This is a genomic window from Niallia endozanthoxylica, from assembly GCF_008710145.1.
Lineage (GTDB): Bacteria > Bacillota > Bacilli > Bacillales > Cytobacillaceae > Bacillus_BD > Bacillus_BD endozanthoxylica.
Window position 1 is genome coordinate 385,293 of sequence record NZ_VYKL01000015.1, and the last position, 19,090, is coordinate 404,382.

At 35.8% G+C, this 19,090-nt stretch carries 20 protein-coding genes; 7 read left to right on the plus strand and 13 right to left on the minus strand.

Annotated features, from left to right (window positions below; genetic code table 11):
• Positions 1-14 precede the first annotated feature (14 nt).
• From pyc to F4V44_RS08995, 3 genes are all read right to left on the minus strand, one after another.
• Entirely contained in the window at positions 15-3,455 is a 3,441-nt protein-coding gene (gene pyc / locus F4V44_RS08985; RefSeq protein ID WP_150439656.1) for a pyruvate carboxylase, read from the minus strand.
• Between the two features lie 181 nt (positions 3,456-3,636).
• Positions 3,637-4,845 (minus strand): FtsW/RodA/SpoVE family cell cycle protein, encoded by a 1,209-nt coding sequence (locus F4V44_RS08990; protein WP_150439657.1) that lies wholly within the window; start codon positions 4,843-4,845, stop codon positions 3,637-3,639.
• 281 nt (positions 4,846-5,126) lie between these two features.
• Positions 5,127-5,408: a YlaN family protein gene (locus tag F4V44_RS08995; RefSeq protein WP_150439658.1), complete on the minus strand. Its 282-nt coding sequence runs from the start codon at positions 5,406-5,408 to the stop codon at positions 5,127-5,129.
• A gap of 181 nt (positions 5,409-5,589) precedes the next feature.
• On the opposite strand from F4V44_RS08995, the gene F4V44_RS09000 reads away from it, so the two are divergent.
• A complete protein-coding gene (locus F4V44_RS09000) occupies positions 5,590-6,084 on the plus strand; it encodes a peptidyl-prolyl cis-trans isomerase (RefSeq protein ID WP_150439659.1) in 495 nt (164 codons plus the stop codon).
• A 71-nt stretch (positions 6,085-6,155) separates the two neighbouring features.
• Here the strand turns inward: F4V44_RS09000 and F4V44_RS09005 are convergent, their stop codons facing one another.
• On the minus strand, positions 6,156-7,484 hold the full coding sequence (locus F4V44_RS09005) for a PhoH family protein (RefSeq protein ID WP_150439660.1): 1,329 nt from the start codon (positions 7,482-7,484) through the stop codon (positions 6,156-6,158).
• A 350-nt stretch (positions 7,485-7,834) separates the two neighbouring features.
• Between F4V44_RS09005 and F4V44_RS09010 the strand changes: the two genes are divergently transcribed.
• The gene (locus F4V44_RS09010; RefSeq protein ID WP_150439661.1) at positions 7,835-8,416 is read left to right on the plus strand and encodes a YhcN/YlaJ family sporulation lipoprotein; all 582 of its coding nucleotides are present in this window, start codon (positions 7,835-7,837) and stop codon (positions 8,414-8,416) included.
• A 262-nt stretch (positions 8,417-8,678) separates the two neighbouring features.
• Here F4V44_RS09010 and F4V44_RS09015 read toward each other — a convergent pair whose 3' ends face one another.
• Positions 8,679-9,134: a pyridoxamine 5'-phosphate oxidase family protein gene (locus tag F4V44_RS09015; RefSeq protein ID WP_150439662.1), complete on the minus strand. Its 456-nt coding sequence runs from the start codon at positions 9,132-9,134 to the stop codon at positions 8,679-8,681.
• A gap of 440 nt (positions 9,135-9,574) precedes the next feature.
• Between F4V44_RS09015 and F4V44_RS09020 the strand changes: the two genes are divergently transcribed.
• Positions 9,575-9,778: a YlaI family protein gene (locus F4V44_RS09020; protein WP_150439663.1), complete on the plus strand. Its 204-nt coding sequence runs from the start codon at positions 9,575-9,577 to the stop codon at positions 9,776-9,778.
• A gap of 63 nt (positions 9,779-9,841) precedes the next feature.
• Here the strand turns inward: F4V44_RS09020 and F4V44_RS09025 are convergent, their stop codons facing one another.
• From F4V44_RS09025 to typA, 3 genes are all read right to left on the minus strand, one after another.
• Positions 9,842-10,129 (minus strand): hypothetical protein, encoded by a 288-nt coding sequence (locus tag F4V44_RS09025; protein ID WP_150439664.1) that lies wholly within the window; start codon positions 10,127-10,129, stop codon positions 9,842-9,844.
• Positions 10,130-10,156: 27 nt separating this feature from the next.
• Positions 10,157-10,456 (minus strand): YlaH-like family protein, encoded by a 300-nt coding sequence (locus tag F4V44_RS09030; RefSeq protein WP_150439665.1) that lies wholly within the window; start codon positions 10,454-10,456, stop codon positions 10,157-10,159.
• 174 nt (positions 10,457-10,630) lie between these two features.
• Positions 10,631-12,472 carry a translational GTPase TypA gene (typA, locus tag F4V44_RS09035; RefSeq protein ID WP_150439666.1) on the minus strand — a complete coding sequence of 614 codons (1,842 nt, stop codon included), beginning with the start codon at positions 12,470-12,472 and terminating at the stop codon, positions 10,631-10,633.
• Positions 12,473-12,678: 206 nt separating this feature from the next.
• On the opposite strand from typA, the gene F4V44_RS09040 reads away from it, so the two are divergent.
• A complete protein-coding gene (locus F4V44_RS09040) occupies positions 12,679-12,864 on the plus strand; it encodes a YlaF family protein (protein ID WP_150439667.1) in 186 nt (61 codons plus the stop codon).
• A gap of 44 nt (positions 12,865-12,908) precedes the next feature.
• On the opposite strand, the gene F4V44_RS09045 is transcribed toward F4V44_RS09040, so the two are convergent.
• The gene (locus tag F4V44_RS09045) at positions 12,909-13,709 is read right to left on the minus strand and encodes an inositol monophosphatase family protein (protein ID WP_150439668.1); all 801 of its coding nucleotides are present in this window, start codon (positions 13,707-13,709) and stop codon (positions 12,909-12,911) included.
• 188 nt (positions 13,710-13,897) lie between these two features.
• Complete coding sequence (locus F4V44_RS09050; protein ID WP_150439669.1) at positions 13,898-14,092, minus strand: hypothetical protein; 195 nt, start codon at positions 14,090-14,092, stop codon at positions 13,898-13,900.
• A 233-nt stretch (positions 14,093-14,325) separates the two neighbouring features.
• Here F4V44_RS09050 and F4V44_RS09055 point away from each other — a divergent pair, with 233 nt between their 5' ends.
• Positions 14,326-14,949: a YktB family protein gene (locus F4V44_RS09055; RefSeq protein WP_150439670.1), complete on the plus strand. Its 624-nt coding sequence runs from the start codon at positions 14,326-14,328 to the stop codon at positions 14,947-14,949.
• A 127-nt stretch (positions 14,950-15,076) separates the two neighbouring features.
• Here the strand turns inward: F4V44_RS09055 and F4V44_RS09060 are convergent, their stop codons facing one another.
• A complete protein-coding gene (locus F4V44_RS09060; RefSeq protein ID WP_150439671.1) occupies positions 15,077-15,352 on the minus strand; it encodes a UPF0223 family protein in 276 nt (91 codons plus the stop codon).
• Positions 15,353-15,684: 332 nt separating this feature from the next.
• Here F4V44_RS09060 and F4V44_RS09065 point away from each other — a divergent pair, with 332 nt between their 5' ends.
• Positions 15,685-17,154 (plus strand): aminotransferase class I/II-fold pyridoxal phosphate-dependent enzyme, encoded by a 1,470-nt coding sequence (locus F4V44_RS09065; RefSeq protein ID WP_150439672.1) that lies wholly within the window; start codon positions 15,685-15,687, stop codon positions 17,152-17,154.
• Between the two features lie 91 nt (positions 17,155-17,245).
• Here the strand turns inward: F4V44_RS09065 and F4V44_RS09070 are convergent, their stop codons facing one another.
• Positions 17,246-17,368, minus strand: a complete 123-nt coding sequence (locus tag F4V44_RS09070; protein ID WP_150439673.1) for a GapA-binding peptide SR1P — start codon at positions 17,366-17,368, stop codon at positions 17,246-17,248.
• Between the two features lie 355 nt (positions 17,369-17,723).
• Entirely contained in the window at positions 17,724-18,023 is a 300-nt protein-coding gene (locus F4V44_RS09075) for a DUF3055 domain-containing protein (RefSeq protein WP_150439674.1), read from the minus strand.
• Between the two features lie 188 nt (positions 18,024-18,211).
• Between F4V44_RS09075 and F4V44_RS09080 the strand changes: the two genes are divergently transcribed.
• On the plus strand, positions 18,212-18,646 hold the full coding sequence (locus F4V44_RS09080) for a DUF1885 family protein (RefSeq protein ID WP_150439675.1): 435 nt from the start codon (positions 18,212-18,214) through the stop codon (positions 18,644-18,646).
• Positions 18,647-19,090 lie beyond the last annotated feature (444 nt).

Genomic DNA, 19,090 nt, shown 5'->3' on the forward strand with positions numbered 1-19,090 from the left:
ACTCTTTTTTATCTTTACTTTGCTATTTCAATAAGAAGATCTCCTGTTTGAATAGCTTCTCCACTTTGAACATAAATATCTTTCACAACTCCTGAGAATGGAGCTTGTACAGTGGTTTCCATTTTCATCGCTTCAGTAATCATTAAATGATCACCTTTTTCCACTCTTTCACCTTTTTCAACAATGACTTTTACTACTGTTCCAGGCATTGTTGCTGACAAGTGATTTGGATTTTTCGGATCAGCCTTCACCTTTGATTGGATGGTTGATTTGATGCTGTCATCCTTCACAACTACTTCACGAGATTGACCGTTTAACTCAAAATAAACTGTTCTCGTACCATCTGCCTGAGGTTGTCCGACAGATACCAGCTTCACAATAAGCGTTTTACCTGTTTCAATTTCTACTTGAATTTCTTCACCGAGACGAAGTCCATATAGGAATGTTGGTGTATCTAAAACAGAAAGGTCGCCATATTGTTGAACTGTTTTTGCGTATTCTAAAAATACTTTTGGATAAAGAGCATATGCAATGACATCATGGCTTGTTACTTCTCTTCCAAGCTCATGGTATAATTCATCTCTTAATGTTTTAAAATCAACTGGTTCGAGCAATTCACCAGGACGCACTGTAATTGGTTCTTTTCCTTTTAGAATAACTTTTTGAAGATCTTTCGGGAATCCTCCATGAGGCTGTCCTAAGTAGCCCATGAACAACTCGATTACAGAATCAGGGAAATCGATTGTATCACCTTTTGCTAGTACATCCTCTTCAGTTAAGTTGTTTTGGACCATGAATAAGGCCATATCACCAACAACTTTTGATGATGGAGTAACCTTTACAATATCACCAAACATTTGGTTTACACGGGCATACATACTCTTCACTTCATCCCACTGTTCACCAAGACCAACACCTTTAGCTTGCTGCTGAAGGTTACTGTATTGTCCGCCCGGCATTTCGTGCTGATACACTTCAGTATGAGGCGCAACCATACCTGATTCAAAATCTTGGTAATACTTTCGTACATCTTCCCAATAATGAGAAAGTTTTTCTAAAGACTCTACTTTTACATCTGGCTGACGCTCGTTTCCTTGCAGCGCATAGAACAGTGTATTTGCACTTGGCTGTGATGTTAAACCAGCCATAGAACTGACAGCCACATCGACAATATCAACGCCCGCGTCAATCGCACGTGAATACGTGTAAATACCATTTCCGCTTGTATCGTGTGTGTGCAAATGAATTGGAATATCAATAGTCGCCTTTAATTCAGAGATTAATTGATAAGCCGCTTCTGGTTTTAATAAACCTGCCATATCTTTAATAGCTAATATATGTGCACCTTGAGCTTCAAGTTCTCTAGCAATATTCTTGTAGTAATTTATATCATACTTGCTTCTTGTTGGATCCGTAATATCACCGGTATAGCAAACAGCTGCTTCAGCAATCTTTCCTGATTGTCTTACCGCATCGATAGCTACTTCCATTCCTTTTACCCAGTTTAAGCTGTCAAAGATACGGAACACATCAACACCGGCATGTGCTGATTTTTCAACAAATTCACGAATTACATTATCAGGGTAATTTTTATACCCTACTGCATTTGCTGAACGTAACAGCATTTGGAACAGAACATTCGGAATTTGTTTTCTTAACGTTAATAAACGATCCCATGGATCTTCCTTTAAGAAACGGTAGGCTACATCAAAAGTTGCCCCGCCCCACATTTCCATTGAGAAAAGCTCAGGAAGCAATTTGGCGGTTGGTTCGGCAATATGTGTAAAGTCATTTGTTCGAATCCTTGTTGCTAATAATGACTGGTGAGCATCACGGAATGTCGTATCAGTCAGTAATACTTCTTTTCGATCCTTTACCCATTTAACAAGTCCGTCAGCACCCTGTTCATCCAAAATTTGTTTTGTACCATTTTGAAGCTCCAGGCTATGAGGAATTTTTGGTACTCTTGGCTTTTCAAACACAGGTCTTTTCTTTTTCTCAACTCCTGGGAAGCCATTAATAGTAACCGTTCCAATATAATTAAGCAATTTTGTTCCACGGTCTTTTCTTTTTGGGAAAATAAATAATTCTGGAGTTTCATCAATAAATGATGTGTCGTAATCTCCATTTATGAACTTTTCATGCTTTACCACGTTTATTAAAAACGGAATATTTGTTTTAATACCGCGAATACGGAATTCATGTAAATTTCGAATCATCTTTGATGCAGCTTGTTCAAATGTATGTGCATGTGTGGTTACCTTCACAAGCAATGAATCATAGAACGGTGTAATAACTGAGCCTTGGTAAGCATTACCGGCATCTAACCGTACCCCAAATCCGCCGCCAGAACGATAAGCCATAATCTTGCCTGCATCCGGCATAAAATTATTTAATGGATCTTCCGTTGTAACACGTGATTGGATAGCAAAACCATGTGTTATAATATCCTCCTGCTGAGGCATGCCGATCTTTTCTCCAAAAAGTTCATAGCCTTCTGCAACAAGGATTTGTGTTTGAACAATATCAATACCAGTAATCATTTCTGTAATAGTATGTTCTACTTGAACGCGAGGGTTTACCTCAATAAAATAGAAATTATCCCCAGAAACTAAAAACTCTACCGTACCTGCGTTTAAATAATTCACATTTTTCATTAAGCTGACAGCTGCATCGCATATATCTTGACGAAGTTCATTTGAAAGAGAAACACTTGGCGCAACTTCAACCACTTTCTGATGACGGCGTTGAATAGAACAGTCTCTTTCATATAGATGAACAATATTCCCTGCTGAATCTCCAAAAATTTGCACTTCAATATGCTTTGGACGATTAACATATTTCTCAACATACACTTCATCATTTCCAAAAGCAGCTTTTGCTTCTGATTTGGCACGACTATAAGCTTCTTCCACTTCCTCGATACCGTTGACAATCCTCATTCCACGACCGCCGCCGCCTAACGAAGCTTTAATGATAATTGGAAAGCCATGCTTTTCTCCAAAGCTTTTCACTTCTTCTAAGCTATTAACGGGACCATCAGAACCAGGTATGACAGGAATATTTGCTTTAATTGCTTGCTCCCTTGCTTTCACCTTGTCACCGAACATATCTAAATGCTCAGATTTTGGACCGATAAAAATAATACCTTCTTCTTCACATCTTCTTGCAAAATGAATATTTTCAGACAAGAAACCATATCCAGGATGGATGGCATCTGCGTCACTATTCTTTGCGATTTCAATGATACCTTCAATATCAAGATATGCATCAATTGGCTTTTTTCCTTCTCCAACTAAATATGCTTCGTCCGCTTTATATCGATGTAAAGAACTAGTGTCCTCATTCGAATAAATCGCAACAGTGCGAATATTTAATTCAGTACACGCCCTAAAGACGCGGATGGCAATTTCCCCTCTGTTCGCAACTAACACTTTATTGATGCGTCTGCTCACATAAAACACCTCATTTACATAGATAAATTTTTGGATTAATTAATGAATCTTTCGAAAATAAAAGATAGACTAATGCAGCGTTGATAACAGAAAAAAATTATATGCCCTGTTTATCCCGGTTTACATTAAGAAAGATTATGAATCAACCCTATATTAAAGCGGGGGGGATTAATCCCCTCGCCTATTTACGAAATAAAAAAGCTTGTCCATTCATTTTTTTTGTTGTTTCCGGCTTCGTTCGTTCATTCTTCTGTTTATAATTTTGCTCATAATTCACAAACATGGATATATTCAATAGTATGCCCATTGCTATAGATAATTGCAATAATGATGAACCACCATAGCTTACAAATGGCAAAGGTACACCCGTTAATGGTATAACTCCTGAAATACCTCCGAGGTTGATAAAGGATTGAATTCCCACCATCGAGGAAATCCCAATCGCTAATAGGCTTCCAAATGGATCTTTACATTTGATTCCTATAAATATCCCTCTTAATACAATATACCCCAAGCAAACTATCACAAAACCAACACCAAAAATCCCCAATTCCTCTGCAATTACCGCCATGATGAAATCCGTATGGGATTCAGGCAAATAACCAAGTTTTTGGATACTTTGACCAAGACCCAAACCTTTCAGTCCGCCGGAGCCAACAGCCATATAAGAATTTGCCAGCTGCCACCCTACTCCCTGCTCATGTTGAAATGGATCTTGAAAAGCAAGAAAACGTCCAATACGTACATCGGAAAAGAGAATTCCCTTCATTATTAAAAGACATGGAATCGCAAATAATAATCCGATTCCTGTAAGCTTACCAATATTACGAAAGCTCATCCCAGAAGAAAAGACAACTGTTGCTGCAATTAAGCAAATGATTGCTGCTGTTCCAACATCTGGCTGGACTGCAACAAAAACGACGACTAGTACTAAATAGGCTAAAGGAGGAACAACTCCCTTATTAAATTCATTGATATATGACTGTTTCTTAGCATATACAGCAGATAAATAAATAATAACACATAATTTGACAAATTCTGAAGGTTGAAGGCTTGAGGCTCCAATTTTAAACCAACTTTGTGCATTTCCAGCCACATGACCGAAAACAAAAAGACTACCTAAGCCGAAGAGGGACAAAAAAACCATAGGAACAAGAATTTTATTACTCTGTAGCATTTTGTATGGAATCCATGCCGTTACAATAAATACTAGTCCGGATATGATTAAATTCAGCTTTTGCTTTTGAAAAAAGTAATCACTTTCCACTTCATACCGCTGAACTGCTGAAACCATGCTGGCACTGTACACCATAATTAACCCGAAAATAACTAACATCGTCAAAACAATAATTAACGAATAATCATATGATTTTAAGATTTTTTTAAACATCCAACCTCTTCCCTCATCTTCAAAGTTGTATTATTTATTCTACTATACTATCAAATATCCTGCCTATAGAGAGAAGAAAAATGTTTACTTATGAAAGTAAATTGTATTTTTTATATCATACTAGTTATAGCGCACTCACGCAATAATCAATTTTAATTTTTTTGATAACTTTGTCGCCTTTTGTCAATTTCCTTCGAGTCTTACTACATTTCCAATCCATTAACCCTATCGTTTAGGATAAAAAAACTCAAACAAGTTATCCCATTGTTTGAGTAAAGTACTTATTTTCTTATCGATGATTCATGCAAGTGAATCAGCTCTTTTTCCAATCCATCCAAAATATTTTTTCCTTCATTTTCATCAATTAGCCCAAGTCGAACCGCAAAGTCTATTTCACGCGATAAACCAAACATCTGCGTGTCCAAAACATCTTCATAAAGAGGGCATTGTGGCATCGTTAAATTCTCCATCTGTACTTTAATCAGCCTTAATATTTTATCAGCATCAGCTTTTAACAATTCATTTGCTTTTTCTTTGTGATCAATAGTGATTTCAGAAGCCAAAGTTGATCCCTCCTGTTTTGAAAGCGATTATCCTATCTGTTAAATTTTATACTTTTAAATTCAAAAATGCAAGCATCTGCAGGTAATCCATGACAGTCATCTATTTTTAGAGTATAATTTAGCTAACAATGAAAAACACCTTATAAATCAACAACAGCATGAATCTATGAAGGAGGAAAAAATGGAGAATATTATACTCATTAAGGGAAAAGTCAAGTTCCCCATTACACTTGATCCTACTGTTTGGATATTTGACGATCGCAAGCTTGATTTAGATACATACTTTGATCAGCAAGAAACAGAGATTAATGAATTAGAGGAATACACAAAATCTATTTCCAAGCATTGGGATAGAGAGATTATTGAAGGTGCTCAGCTTCCGACCACTAATAAAACCAAGAAAAAATTTATTAAAGAAGAACTGACTACCGGAAGCTTCGGAATTCGCTTCCAACCCTTCTTAAACAATGCCGAACCTTTCAATGATGCTACAGTTGTCATCATTGAGTCCGCCGATCAAGAATACTCCCTGCCAATTGAAGAAGCAAAGAACATTATATTAGGTTTCTCTGCAAACGGTAAACCTTTAATGGAAGATGGACCTGCTCATGTTTACCTCAATAAAGACAGTAAAAGTCAACCCATCAAAAGAATCAGAGGCTTCAGAGTTGAATAAAGTACGAATCATTTTAACATTGCAAATAAAAAAGGAGAAGAAGCAAACACTTTTTCTCCTTTTATTTTTAACTAGAGTAAATCAGCTGCCAATTGAGCAATACCAGATCGTTCACCCTTTACCAATTTCACATGACCAGCAATTTTTTGGTTTTTGAACCTTTCGACCACATATGTAAGGCCGTTATTATAGGCATCTAAATAAGGATGGTCAATTTGTTCCGGATCTCCCATTAAAACAATTTTACTGCCTTCTCCAACCCTAGTAAGAATCGTTTTTACTTCATGTTTTGTTAAATTCTGTGCTTCATCAATAATAATATACTGATCAGGAATACTTCTCCCCCTTATATACGTTAATGCCTCCACTTCAATGGAACCCATACCAGCTAAGATAGCCTCCAGTTCACCTGGCTTTTTGGCATTAAATAAGTATTCCAGGTTATCATAAATTGGCTGCATCCAAGGTCTAAGCTTCTCCTGCTTTTCACCGGGAAGAAAGCCGAGATCTTTGCCTACCGGTACAATAGGTCTGGCCACTAGTAATTTTTTATAGTCTCCTAAATCCTCTGTCTGCATCAAGCCAGCCGCGAGTGCGAGTAATGTTTTTCCAGTACCTGCCTTTCCAATTAAGGTAACAAGAGGCAAATCATTCCGGAGCAACAGCTCAACTGCCATGGTCTGTTGGACATTTCTAGGCTTTATCCCCCATATATGTTCATGATCAAAAACTAGTTTTTTCACTTTATTCCCTTTCTGATCAACCATTCCAATAGCTGAAGAAGAGGAACCCAGCGCATCTTTTAAAAGAATAAATTGATTAGGATAAAATGGGTGGTTGGCAATTTCCGTTAGCAGCAGTTCCCCTTTTTCATAAAATCGATTTAATAATTCAGTGTCAATAAAGACATTAATATACCCTGTGTAAATATGGTCATTTTCTACAACACGATCGCTAAGAAAATCTTCCGACAATAATCCAATTGCATCAGCCTTGACCCTGACAAGAGCATCCTTACTGACGAGAATAACTTGCTTTCCATTTTCTTTTGTTTCTTCTTCAAGCGATAAATTTTTTGCTACCGCTAATATTCGGTTATCATTTGTTTTTTCAATAAATATCTCCTGAAGCTGGTGAAAAGAACGATGGTTAAGTTCTATACGGATTTCACCACCATTTTCAAGTTGTATTCCTTCGTGTAACTTTCCTGTTTCCCTCAAACCATCAATCATTCTCGCAACTTGGCGTGCATTCCTCCCAATCTCATCCATATATCGCTTTTTTGAATCAACTTCTTCCAGCACTACTGCCGGAATAATAACTTCATTATCATCAAAGGAAAAAATAGAATAGGGATCTTGCAGTAATACATTCGTATCTAACACGTATATTTTACCCAATCCGATGCCTCCTGCTCCTATGCATTCTATTTGCTGTGATGTGCTCCCTCAGTTTTCTTTCGGCAAACGATGTGATGATTTGTCCACCATAATTAGCATTCTGTTCACCCTTACGTAGAGTTTTCTATTATGTCTTCACAATGCCCTGTGATGAAAGTCGTTCTTTCCTGGATGCCACACCCCTTCATTCATGTACTAACTTAGGACAGTAGCTCTTTGGTAAAATATATGTTTTTTTGTATAAAGATAGAAGATATTTTGCACAATAACTAGTAATGATTTCAATAAATAATTGAAATAATTTCAATCACCTAAAAAATTGCTGTCATATTTAAGGAGGTGTTCCCGAATTGAAAGTATATTTAATGCTTCTTTTAAGTTTGTTTATTCTATGTGGCTGCGGAGGAAATAATGAAACTGCAGAAGATAAGCAGCGTACCATCAATGTTAAAAACAGCACCATACAGGAGGTCGATAAGAAGACAGGCCAAGAGGTTTCAAAACATTTGGCAGACCTTGCAGCGAGTATTCCAAATGTTAACGATGCTACCGCGGTCGTTCTCGGGAAATATGCCATTGTCGGCATTGATGTGAACAAAAATTTAGATCGATCTGAAGTTGGTTCAATTAAATATACCGTAGCCGAAAGCCTAAAGAACGATCCTAACGGAGCAAGAGCAGTTGTGGTTGCAGACCCTGATATAAATGCACGTTTGAAAGAGATAGCCGAGGATATTCAACAAGGAAAACCGGTACAAGGTATTATGAATGAGCTGGCAGATATTTCAGGCCGGCTGATGCCTGAGATTCCAGCTGATTTAACAGATCCTAAGCCGAAAAACATGTTAGATGAATCAAAAAAGAAGCTAAATGAAGGCGAAGAAAAAAAGCTTGAACAAAAACAAGAAGAGCAATCCAATCATCATAAATAAGAAAAGCGTAAGCGCCTTGCTCAGCGACGTATGGACTGACTTGCACAGGATGTGCTGACATCGACGTTTGCCACAGGACGTGTCTTCTTTAGTCAATATTCCTCTTACTTCCGGACTGAGACAAAGCAAACACGAAGAACGCACTAGCGTGATTCAATGTTGACGCACTCGTTGCGGAGGAAGTGTGACGGCGCTGGAGCTAAACTACTATCAAAGTTAAAAGTTATATATTTCTTGGCATCCGAAAAAAGCTTAGTCTATACTAAGCTTTTTTCAATGCCTCCATCACCTGGGTATCTAATCTTTTTGCTGCTTTTAAATCATAGGTTTTTTCATATTCAGGTGCTACAGAGATTTTAGAACCATAAAACATAACATCTCTGACCTCTTCTACATCCATTTGAATTTGAGCAAGCTTTAATGGAACATCCTCCATTTTCCTCTGTCTAATCCGTGCATTGCCGCTTATAGAATAAGTGGATTCATTTGCAATGACATTAATTACAATTTTCGGATTATGCTCAATGTTTGTTACAATACGAGAACGGTTATCAACAGCAAACAAAATGGTTTTTTCATTCTTTGCCAACAACCAAGAAATAGCACTTACGTTTGTTCCACCTGTCTCATGATCAATCGTAGCAAGAAGTACAAAGCGCTCTTTTTGCAGAAAATCAAATAATGGTTTCGTTAGTTCTGGTTCTACTTGATTTGCCATAAGAGAATCCCCTTTATAATCAAATTCGCCCCGTCGAATTTGCGCCCGGATTTTTATCGAGCTTGCGCGATAAATTACCTTTAAAAAATCCGAGGCATCCGCCGGAGGCTTAACTTCATTCAGCCGGGGTTTAAACCCCCACTGAATCGGAGAGCCTTTTGCATTCATCCGCAACTTATAGAAGTGAAGGACTTCTGCTGAATGAAGTTACCATCATCATATTATTAAAATACCTTACTTTCAACGATTTCACACACAAATCGAAGATTTTACTCATTTATATTCGTATCTCATAAAAACATATTATATAATTGACATAAATCAATGTATAATGGTCATTACCATAATCATCAAAATGTAAAAAGGATTGATTTGAAAGTGGTTTTCCATTCATCTAAACATTATAAGAACTGAATTTAAATTCTCCTGAGGTGTATAGAATGAGAGTAAAATGTGTTATTTGTGATAAAATTGAATCTATTGAAGATAATTCCTTTCAAGCAAAGCGTTTAAGAAATAGACCTATTTATACGTATATGTGTAAAACTTGCACTAATCGAATTACAGAAAAAACGGAGCAACGAATTGCTACCGGGAATTTTCAGCTTTATCGAAGTAAAAAAAATGAAGATGCTTGGGAGTAAACTATAACTATCTATATCTCCCGTAACAAAAGACGCCGTTTTCTACAGCGTCTTTGTTGTATGTTATTCGGGATAATTTTGATATCTATCTGGGCTGTCATTAATTTGATTAATCATGACTTCTATTAATTCCTGTGAAAAACGGGTATTATGCTGTTTCCCCTCATTTACATATGAAATATTGTAATAACCATTTTCTTTTTTCACTTTTATCTCAGAAAGACCAAGTTCTTCCGTTAATATCGACCTAAACAATTCTTCCGTTTCCACAGCTGCTTGATCGTCAGGTCTTTCATCGATCACCGCCTTTATAGTCAACCAGTTATAAATTGCATCTTGTACTTTTTTCATTAACCAAACTCCTCTTCAAGATGATACTTATGCGTTTTTATGCCTGTGTAGCCGAATTTTGTAGATAACCAGAATAAGCGCTGCCACAACGAGTCCCTCCGCAATTGGAAGAAAAATAGCAAGAAACGTTAAAAATGTACAGCCGAAAATTAAGAAAAAATAAATAATAACTGTCTTCAACAATGGCAACTTTTGAGCAAAGCCAAGTTTAAAAACAATAATGCTTAAGAGTAGAATGGTGATATACAACAGCCACATTCCAAGGTCAGAATTTATATTTACTTTATATAATGCAGCAAAAAATGATAATCTCTCCGTGATATCCATACTCCATTGTCTCCTTTTTTTCAAAACTCATAATCTTAAGATTACTATACTATTTTTGTACAAACCATTCAACAATCTTTAGTTCATTAGGTCGATTCATAGCCTAGGTACATTCCAACACAAAAAATAAAAGGAGACGCAATGTCTCCTTTTTGCTTAAGCTTAATATGATGTTTATGCCTGAACTTCAGCACCTTTTTTCTTTTTCGCTGCTTTTTCACGTTCATTCTTATTAAGAATCTTCTTTCGAAGACGAATCGATTCTGGAGTAACCTCGCAATATTCGTCTTCGTTCAAGTATTCTAATGATTCTTCCAACGTTAAAATACGAGGTTTTTTCATTGTATTGGTTTGGTCCTTTGTTGCTGAACGAACATTTGTCTGTTGTTTCATTTTTGTAATGTTAACGGTCAGATCATTTTCACGATTATGTTCACCGACAATCATGCCTTCATAGATTTCTGTACCGGCGTCAACAAAAATGATACCACGATCTTCTACGCCCATAATTCCATAAGTTGTCGCTTTTCCATTTTCCATTGAAACAAGAACTCCTTGACGTCTGCCGCCCACTTGACCCGGCTGCATTGGCTGATAGCTGTCAAAGGTATGGTTCATAATCCCATATCCACGTGTTAAAGTTAAAAATTCAGTAGAATATCCAATCAAGCCTCTTGCAGGTACATTAAAGATCAAACGAACTTGACCATTTCCGTTGTTAATCATATCAAGCATTTCACCTTTACGAGAGCCCATTGATTCCATAACAGCACCTGTGTGCTCTTCAGGGACATCAATTTGAACACGTTCCACCGGTTCACAGCGAACCCCATCAATTACCCTGACAATTACTTCTGGTTTAGAGACCTGGAGTTCATAGCCTTCACGACGCATGTTTTCAATCAAGATGGATAAATGTAATTCTCCACGTCCAGAGACAATCCATGCATCAGGGGAATCCGTGTTATCTACACGTAAACTTACATCCGTTTGCAGCTGTGAACGAAGTCTTTCTTCAATTTTTCTTGAAGTCACATATTTCCCTTCACGACCGGCAAATGGACTGTTATTCACGACAAATTCCATTTGCAAGGTTGGTTCATCGATTCTTAAAATTGGTAATGCTTCTTGATGCTCAACAGGACACACCGTTTCACCGACATTAATGTCTTCCATACCAGAAACGGCGATTAAATCACCCGCATAAGCTTCTTCAATTTCTAATCGTTTTAAACCAAAAAAGCCCATTAGCTTTGTCACTCTAAATTGCTTAACTGTTCCATCCAGTTTCATTAATGCGACCGACTGTCCAACCTTTATCGTACCGCGAAACACACGGCCAATACCGATTCTGCCTACAAAGTCATTATAATCTAATAATGCAACCTGAAATTGAAGCGGCTCATCACGGTTGTCAATTGGAGCAGGAATATGGTCTAAAATCGCCTCATAAAGTACTTCCATATTTTCATCTTGTTTTTCAGGATCAGTACTTGCTGTTCCATTAATTCCAGAAGCATAAATAACCGGGAACTCAAGCTGATCTTCATCTGCGCCTAGTTCAATAAATAAATCGATTACTTCATCAACTACTTCTGTTGGACGGGCAAAATCACGGTCAATTTTGTTAACGACAACAATTGGAGTTATTTTTTGCTCCAATGCTTTTTTAAGAACGAAACGAGTCTGCGGCATAGTTCCTTCATATGCATCAACAACTAAAAGAACTCCATCAACCATCTTCATAATCCGTTCTACTTCACCGCCGAAATCAGCATGTCCCGGTGTATCAAGAATATTAATTCTTTTATTTTTATACTGTATTGCGGTATTTTTTGCTAAAATAGTAATACCGCGTTCTCTTTCTATATCACCGGAATCCATTGCCCGTTCTTCTACATGTTCATTTGAACGAAATGTACCAGATTGTTTTAATAACTGATCCACTAACGTCGTTTTACCATGGTCTACGTGGGCTATGATTGCAATATTACGAATATCTTCTCTGCTTTTCAAAAAATTTCCTCCTACCTATCATAAGGTGAATCAATTGCTAGCTTATATAAAGGGTCTTAAAGATAACCCGGATACACTGAAGCTTAACTGAGACATTATAACACAATAGAGTGGCAAAGAAATAATTTTTTGTGTAAAATGTAATTAAAGTTTTTTAAATGATTGAAATCTTTTATTTTATTTTCTTTATAACTGGAGGCTTAACCTTGAAAAAAATCAAGTGGATATCGTTATTATTTGCATTTCTTGCGACAGCATGCATGGCTGGTATTGGCATTGCTATTGCTGAAAGAAGTGTTGTTGGCATCGCAGGTAGTATAATTATGCTCATTCTTGTTATGGGATTTGGCTTTATGCAAAAGAAAAAAATGAGGGAAAATGGGATTCTTTAATCCCTTTCCCTCATTTTTGTGCAAATTAAAAATAATTTTCTGTTCTACCAATCGCCATTACACAAAAACTTCTTCAACACTTCTTCATGCAGGCCAGGTTTCGAAACAAAAATAGAGCATTGTTCCAATAAATTGAGCGGTTTACCTCTTAAATCAGTTACATCACCGCCCAACTCTTCAATAAGAATTTTACCGGCAGCAAAATCCCATGGCGATAACCGTAAAGAAATATAGGCATCGAGCCTGCCTGCTGCTACATAAGCAAATTCAAGCGCTGCACATCCGTAGGATCTAGTTCCTCGAACGTCTTTAACAAGAGGAGCAAGAATAGCAGAATCAATTCTTTTATTTTCAGTTACCCATGAAGCATTTATTCCAATAATGCTCTCAGCTATATTCACTTCTTCTAACGGTCCTAGCTGAAGCTCATTCATGTATGCCCCTTTATTCTTGATGGCATGATATAGTTCATCCCTTACAACATCATAGATTAACCCAATCATTCCCACACCATTTTCATAAATACCTATTGAAATGGCAAAATTACGCTGCATATGCACAAAATTCATGGTTCCATCAATTGGATCAATGATCCAGATAATTCCGTCCATTGTCTTCGGCTTATCACCAAAACCTTCTTCACCAATTATTTTATGTTCTGGATAATTTTTTCGAATTTTACCAATAAAAAATTGCTCAATTTTTTTATCGATTTCTGTAACTAGATCATTTCGATTTGACTTTGTTTGAATATCTAATGTTTTACTAAATGAACCCTTAATGATTTCAGCAGCTTCCTTAATCCAGCCTTTTGCGTTTGTATCAATATCCGACCAATTTGTCATTCTGTACCTCCGACATCAATCGTTTCCAAATTATGAATTAATTCATCTATTATTGTAAGCCATTTTGTATAAGAGAACCAATTTTTAGTATAGCCAAACATAAAAAACGAACTCTACATTTAATAACAGAGTTCGTTTCTAAATCAAAATTATTCTCTTCATTTTCTCTCTCTTTCTCCCTTTTCATTTTACAGTGCTTTTAATGTAAGAAGTTCCTGCCTAATTCTTTCAAGCCTTTCCTTGCTTTCTCTTTTTTTACTTTCATTATTTTCTCCCATTGCCTCAAATAATACAGCCAGTTCATAATCCATTTCTAACTTCAAGACAGCTTTTCTTTCCTTTTCAATCGCTTTCTTTTTTACTGAATTCATCACTTGTTTCATTGACAGTACACCCCTTCCAAGTATATTTTTCTCAATAAAAAGTCTGATTATTTGTATTATTATATTATGTGGTTCTTATCATTCTTGCAACTAATTTGCACACTCGCCTATTAACATTGCACTTTCCCATTTTTCAATTCTCCATTTTATGCCTTACTTGAAAATCAACTTTCTTCTTACCACTAGATGTTTGTGATACAATATTTGTCGAAGTACAACCAGGAGGTAATTACATGACATTCTCAGGATTTTCAAAATCAGATTTTGAAGTTTTTTCTATAGATGGATTAGAGAACCGTATGGATGCTTTAATAACACATATCCGTCCGAAGCTAGATGCACTTGGGGAACACTTCGCGCAAACTCTATCTGTAATGACTGGCCAAGAAATATTTGCACATGTCGCGAAGCATGCACGTCGAAAAGTGAATCCACCAAACGATACATGGGTAGCATTTGCCAACAATTCAAGAGGTTATAAGATGTTACCACATTTTCAGATTGGATTATGGGGGTCTCATGTCTTTATTTGGTTTGCCATGATTTATGAAGCTCCTCGAAAGACTGAATACGGAAAAATCTTTCAATCAAATGTTAACCAAATATTCCATGACATTCCAAAAGATTTTGTTTGGTCTATTGACCATATGAAGCCTGATGTTTTAAAACATGCCGAACTGTCCAAAGAAGAGCTGGTAGACATGTTTGTCCGTTTACAAACGATTAAAAAGGCTGAAATACTTTGCGGTTATCAAATTTCTAGAGAAGAAGCCATTGAAATGTCAGGACAACAGCTTATAGACCAAATCCAGCGTGTGTTTACACAAGTTTTACCCTTATACAAACTGGTCCAATAAGCAAAAATGGTTTCTAAATCATAAGACCGGAAAGCAATCAACAATGACATTATATTGCTGGTAACAAATCCTCCTAAATCTTGACCATTTAGGAGGATTATGTTTGTTTTTCATTATATGCAGCTAATTACGAATGCATTCTAATAATTGAATCAGAATCTGATTCTTTTCCCTTCTTAATTGTTCGATAGGATGAATAACCACTGACCTCTTCGAACTCTGCACAAAGCTTTTTCTCCTGTGCTTTACTTGGGACTATTTCTTTAAATCTCCTATAGACCTCGAGCAGACTCTCTCGCTTGACACCTTTTTCATAAGCTTGTTCAATTGTTTCAAAAAAACGAATCACATCAATGATTTCATCTGTTGACCAGTCATGATCAATTGGATATTGATATTCCATTTAACTCATCCCTTATCTTCTATTTTCATTCAAATAATCCTGATTCTCATTCCCGCTGCATGTTTTAAAACATTCCATTATAAATGTTCTCTTTTCATGTTTAAATTCCTTTATAAATTAGAAACTAAGAAAAAGACATGCTAAAATTAGCGTTGCAAACCAAGAAATATAAAATGAAAAATTAATTGTCTAATCTTATGTATACTATAAAAAATTTATCTTTGCAAAGAATGGTAATAGTGCTATAATTCATATGTTTTATGACTTCAACTTAGTACTAGAACTCTTTTTTCTAGACAATAAGTATTTTAATAAAAGGGTGTGGTAATAAATTGTCTCAACAACATACTCCGTTATTTAGCGGCTTAATTGAACACGCAAAAAAGAATCCAATTCAATTCCATATACCTGGACATAAAAAGGGAAGTGGAATTGCACCGGAATTTCGTGAATTTGTCGGCGATAATGCCTTGTCAATAGATTTAATTAACATTGGTCCACTTGATGATTTACACCAACCAAAAGGGATGATTAAAGAAGCGCAGGATTTAGCAGCGAAAGCCTTTGGAGCCGATCATACATTCTTCTCGGTGCAAGGGACAAGTGGAGCCATCATTGCCATGATTATGTCTGTTTGTGGACCAGGAGATAAAATTATTGTTCCGCGAAATGTGCATAAATCCATTATGTCTGCTGTTATCCTTTCAGGTGCCATTCCAATTTTTATTCATCCTGAAATTGATAAGGAGCTTGGTATTTCTCATGGGATTACAATTGATTCAGTTAAAAGAGCGCTTGATCAATATCCCGATGCAAAAGCATTATTAGTTATTAACCCAACCTACTTTGGAATATCTGCTGATTTAAAATCTATTGTTGATCTTGCCCATTCATATGATGTCCCTGTATTGGTAGATGAAGCACATGGAGTACATATCCACTTTCATGAAGAACTACCTTTATCTGCTATGCAGGCAGGCGCAGATATGGCTGCAACAAGCGTTCATAAACTGGGCGGTTCTATGACACAAAGCTCTATACTTAATGTAAAGGGCAAACGGGTATCATATAAACGGGTTCAATCTATTTTAAGTATGCTTACAACAACATCCACTTCCTATTTATTGTTGGCATCATTGGATGTCGCTCGAAAAGAACTCGCTACGAATGGCAGAGAACTTGTAGAACGCGCTATTCAGCTCGCTAATTCTATTCGGAAACAAGTAAATGAAATTGAGCACGTTTTTTGTGTTGGAGAGGAAATCTTGGAGTCTGAAGCAGCCTATGATTATGATCCAACCAAGCTAATTATCTCCGTCAAAAACCTCGGCTTAACAGGTTATGAAGTAGAGAAATGGTTACGGAAAAATTATCATATTGAAGTGGAAATGTCTGACTTATATAATATTCTTTGCATTATTACACCAGGAGACACAGAACGTGAAGCGGATATTTTAATTACCGCTTTAAGACATTTATCAGATGAACGGCATGAGCTTGCAGAAAAAGTGGAAACTCAAGTACTTCTTCCGGAAATACCGGTTTTAGCTGTATCTCCAAGAGATGCATTTTACTCCGAAACTGAACTCATTCCATTTGATGAATCTGAGGGAAGAGTAATAGCTGAATTTATTATGGTATATCCTCCAGGTATCCCTATTTTTATACCAGGAGAAATCATTACGGAAGAAAATTTACTTTATATTAAAAAGAACAGAGATGCAGGACTACCCGTTCAAGGGCCTGAAGATTTTGACTTCCGGATGCTTCGGGTTATAAAAGAGCACCGGGCAATTAGATAATAATAATAAGGATAGCCCAGAAATATCATTGGTATATCACTTTTATCAATAAAAAAAAGCATGCAGCGCATGCTTTTTTTTATTGATATTATTATTTTTCTTCATTATGATCATGTTTACCGCAGTTACAATTTGAGGAGTAAAGAACCGATACCTTCTCATCCTCAAAGAAATCAATTATTGAATTGCAATCCTGACATACGATAGTACCCATTATATCCATCTCCCTTTATATTTAATCTTTCTGTAAAGTAAGCGTTTTAATATCTTTAAATATATAATAATATAACACTTTTCAAAAAACAACCCTAAATTGTATAACACATTTAAAAAAATATATGAATAAATAGCTTTATTTATTCATATTGTTGATTTTTGACTCGTCTAATGCTGTATGGTTAGGGAGTAACAGGAGAAAAGCGTGAGAAATAGACATTTCTCACGGATGAGTCAAAAATTTGACCTATCAACATAATTCGTTAACATAGCGTAATAAATAAAAAAAAACGTTATGGCCATAGGAACCTCTTGTTCAAATGACGATAACGTTTTTCTTAAAGTTTTTATGTTTAGTAATAATCTGGTTCATATGCTAAACCGGGTAATTCTTCTGCAAAAAAGTCAGCTAATTCTACAGCTTGCTTTCGATCTTCTATTTTAAATATTGATTGCAAGTATTCAATATCTTCAAGGTCTAGTGGATCGAGGAGTGTTGAACGGCCAGTTTGCATACAAATTACTAAAGGCTTACCAAAAAATAAGTTCGTATAAACAATTCCAAAATCATATCGAGCGACTTCAGTTGTAAAACCTACAAAACGAACTTTTACCTTCTCATCTTCATCGTATAGTTTTTCAAATAGTTCCATCTTCATTTCTCCTCCCTATAGTTCTTTCTTTAGAATGTTATTATATTTTAATATATGCAGTTTATGCAATTTGTTTTAAAAATGTTTTGAAAATTGTCATAAGTTTTTAAACAATGTTAGAATAAGTAATGTAGACTATATACATTTTTAATTACAGTTAATAGTTCACTAAAAGGATGTGGATAAAAATGGCAAATCAGGCATATATTAAGCTTGTTCCTTCTTCAGTTAAACAAACCATTACCATCGATGAGTTGAAGGAAACGCTAGAGTATTATAAGGAAATCACAGGTAAAACAGGAGAACAGCTAAATTGGCAATATAACGAAGCCGCATTTCCTTATGAAATAACGGAGGAAATAGTTAATAATACAAAACAACTTATATTGATATCTAATCACGAACGATATCATTCAATTACACTGAGTATAAATGAGGAAAAGGCTTCTAACAGCGATGAAAATGAAGCCATTCAAACATATATACAGCTTACGCTTACGAATCGCTCAACATATGGAGATAAAGGGAAAGCAAATGAATTTTGCAAATTTCTAGCAAATAAATTCCAAGGTGAACTTCATTTATTTAATGGCCGCATTATGTATTACTATAAAAGAAAATAATGAATCTTTCTAAAATGGATATTAAGCTAAATAATAAAAAGTATGTCGGCTAGACATACTTTTTTACCATAAGCTTAACAAAACAATATGCAGAAAACTATATAGACTTAAACTAATAAAAGTAATCATCATTGTTTTTCTTGTGGAATGAATAATCCAATTTCCAATGACAATAGCTAAATAAAAAAAAATGAAAAACATGATCATCTTGTATATATACCAATCAAACCTTGAAAGCCACTCAATATATGTAAATCCACTCCAAATCATTAACTGAATAATAATTACCATATAAGCCCGCATACAACACCACCATAAAAAAAGTCGATTGCATACTACTCTATACAGTAAATATATGTAAAGTCCCTCTTACTTATTTTTCAAATGTGTAACAAATAAATAACAATACAGATAATGACAATTATGTATGGTATTATAATGCTA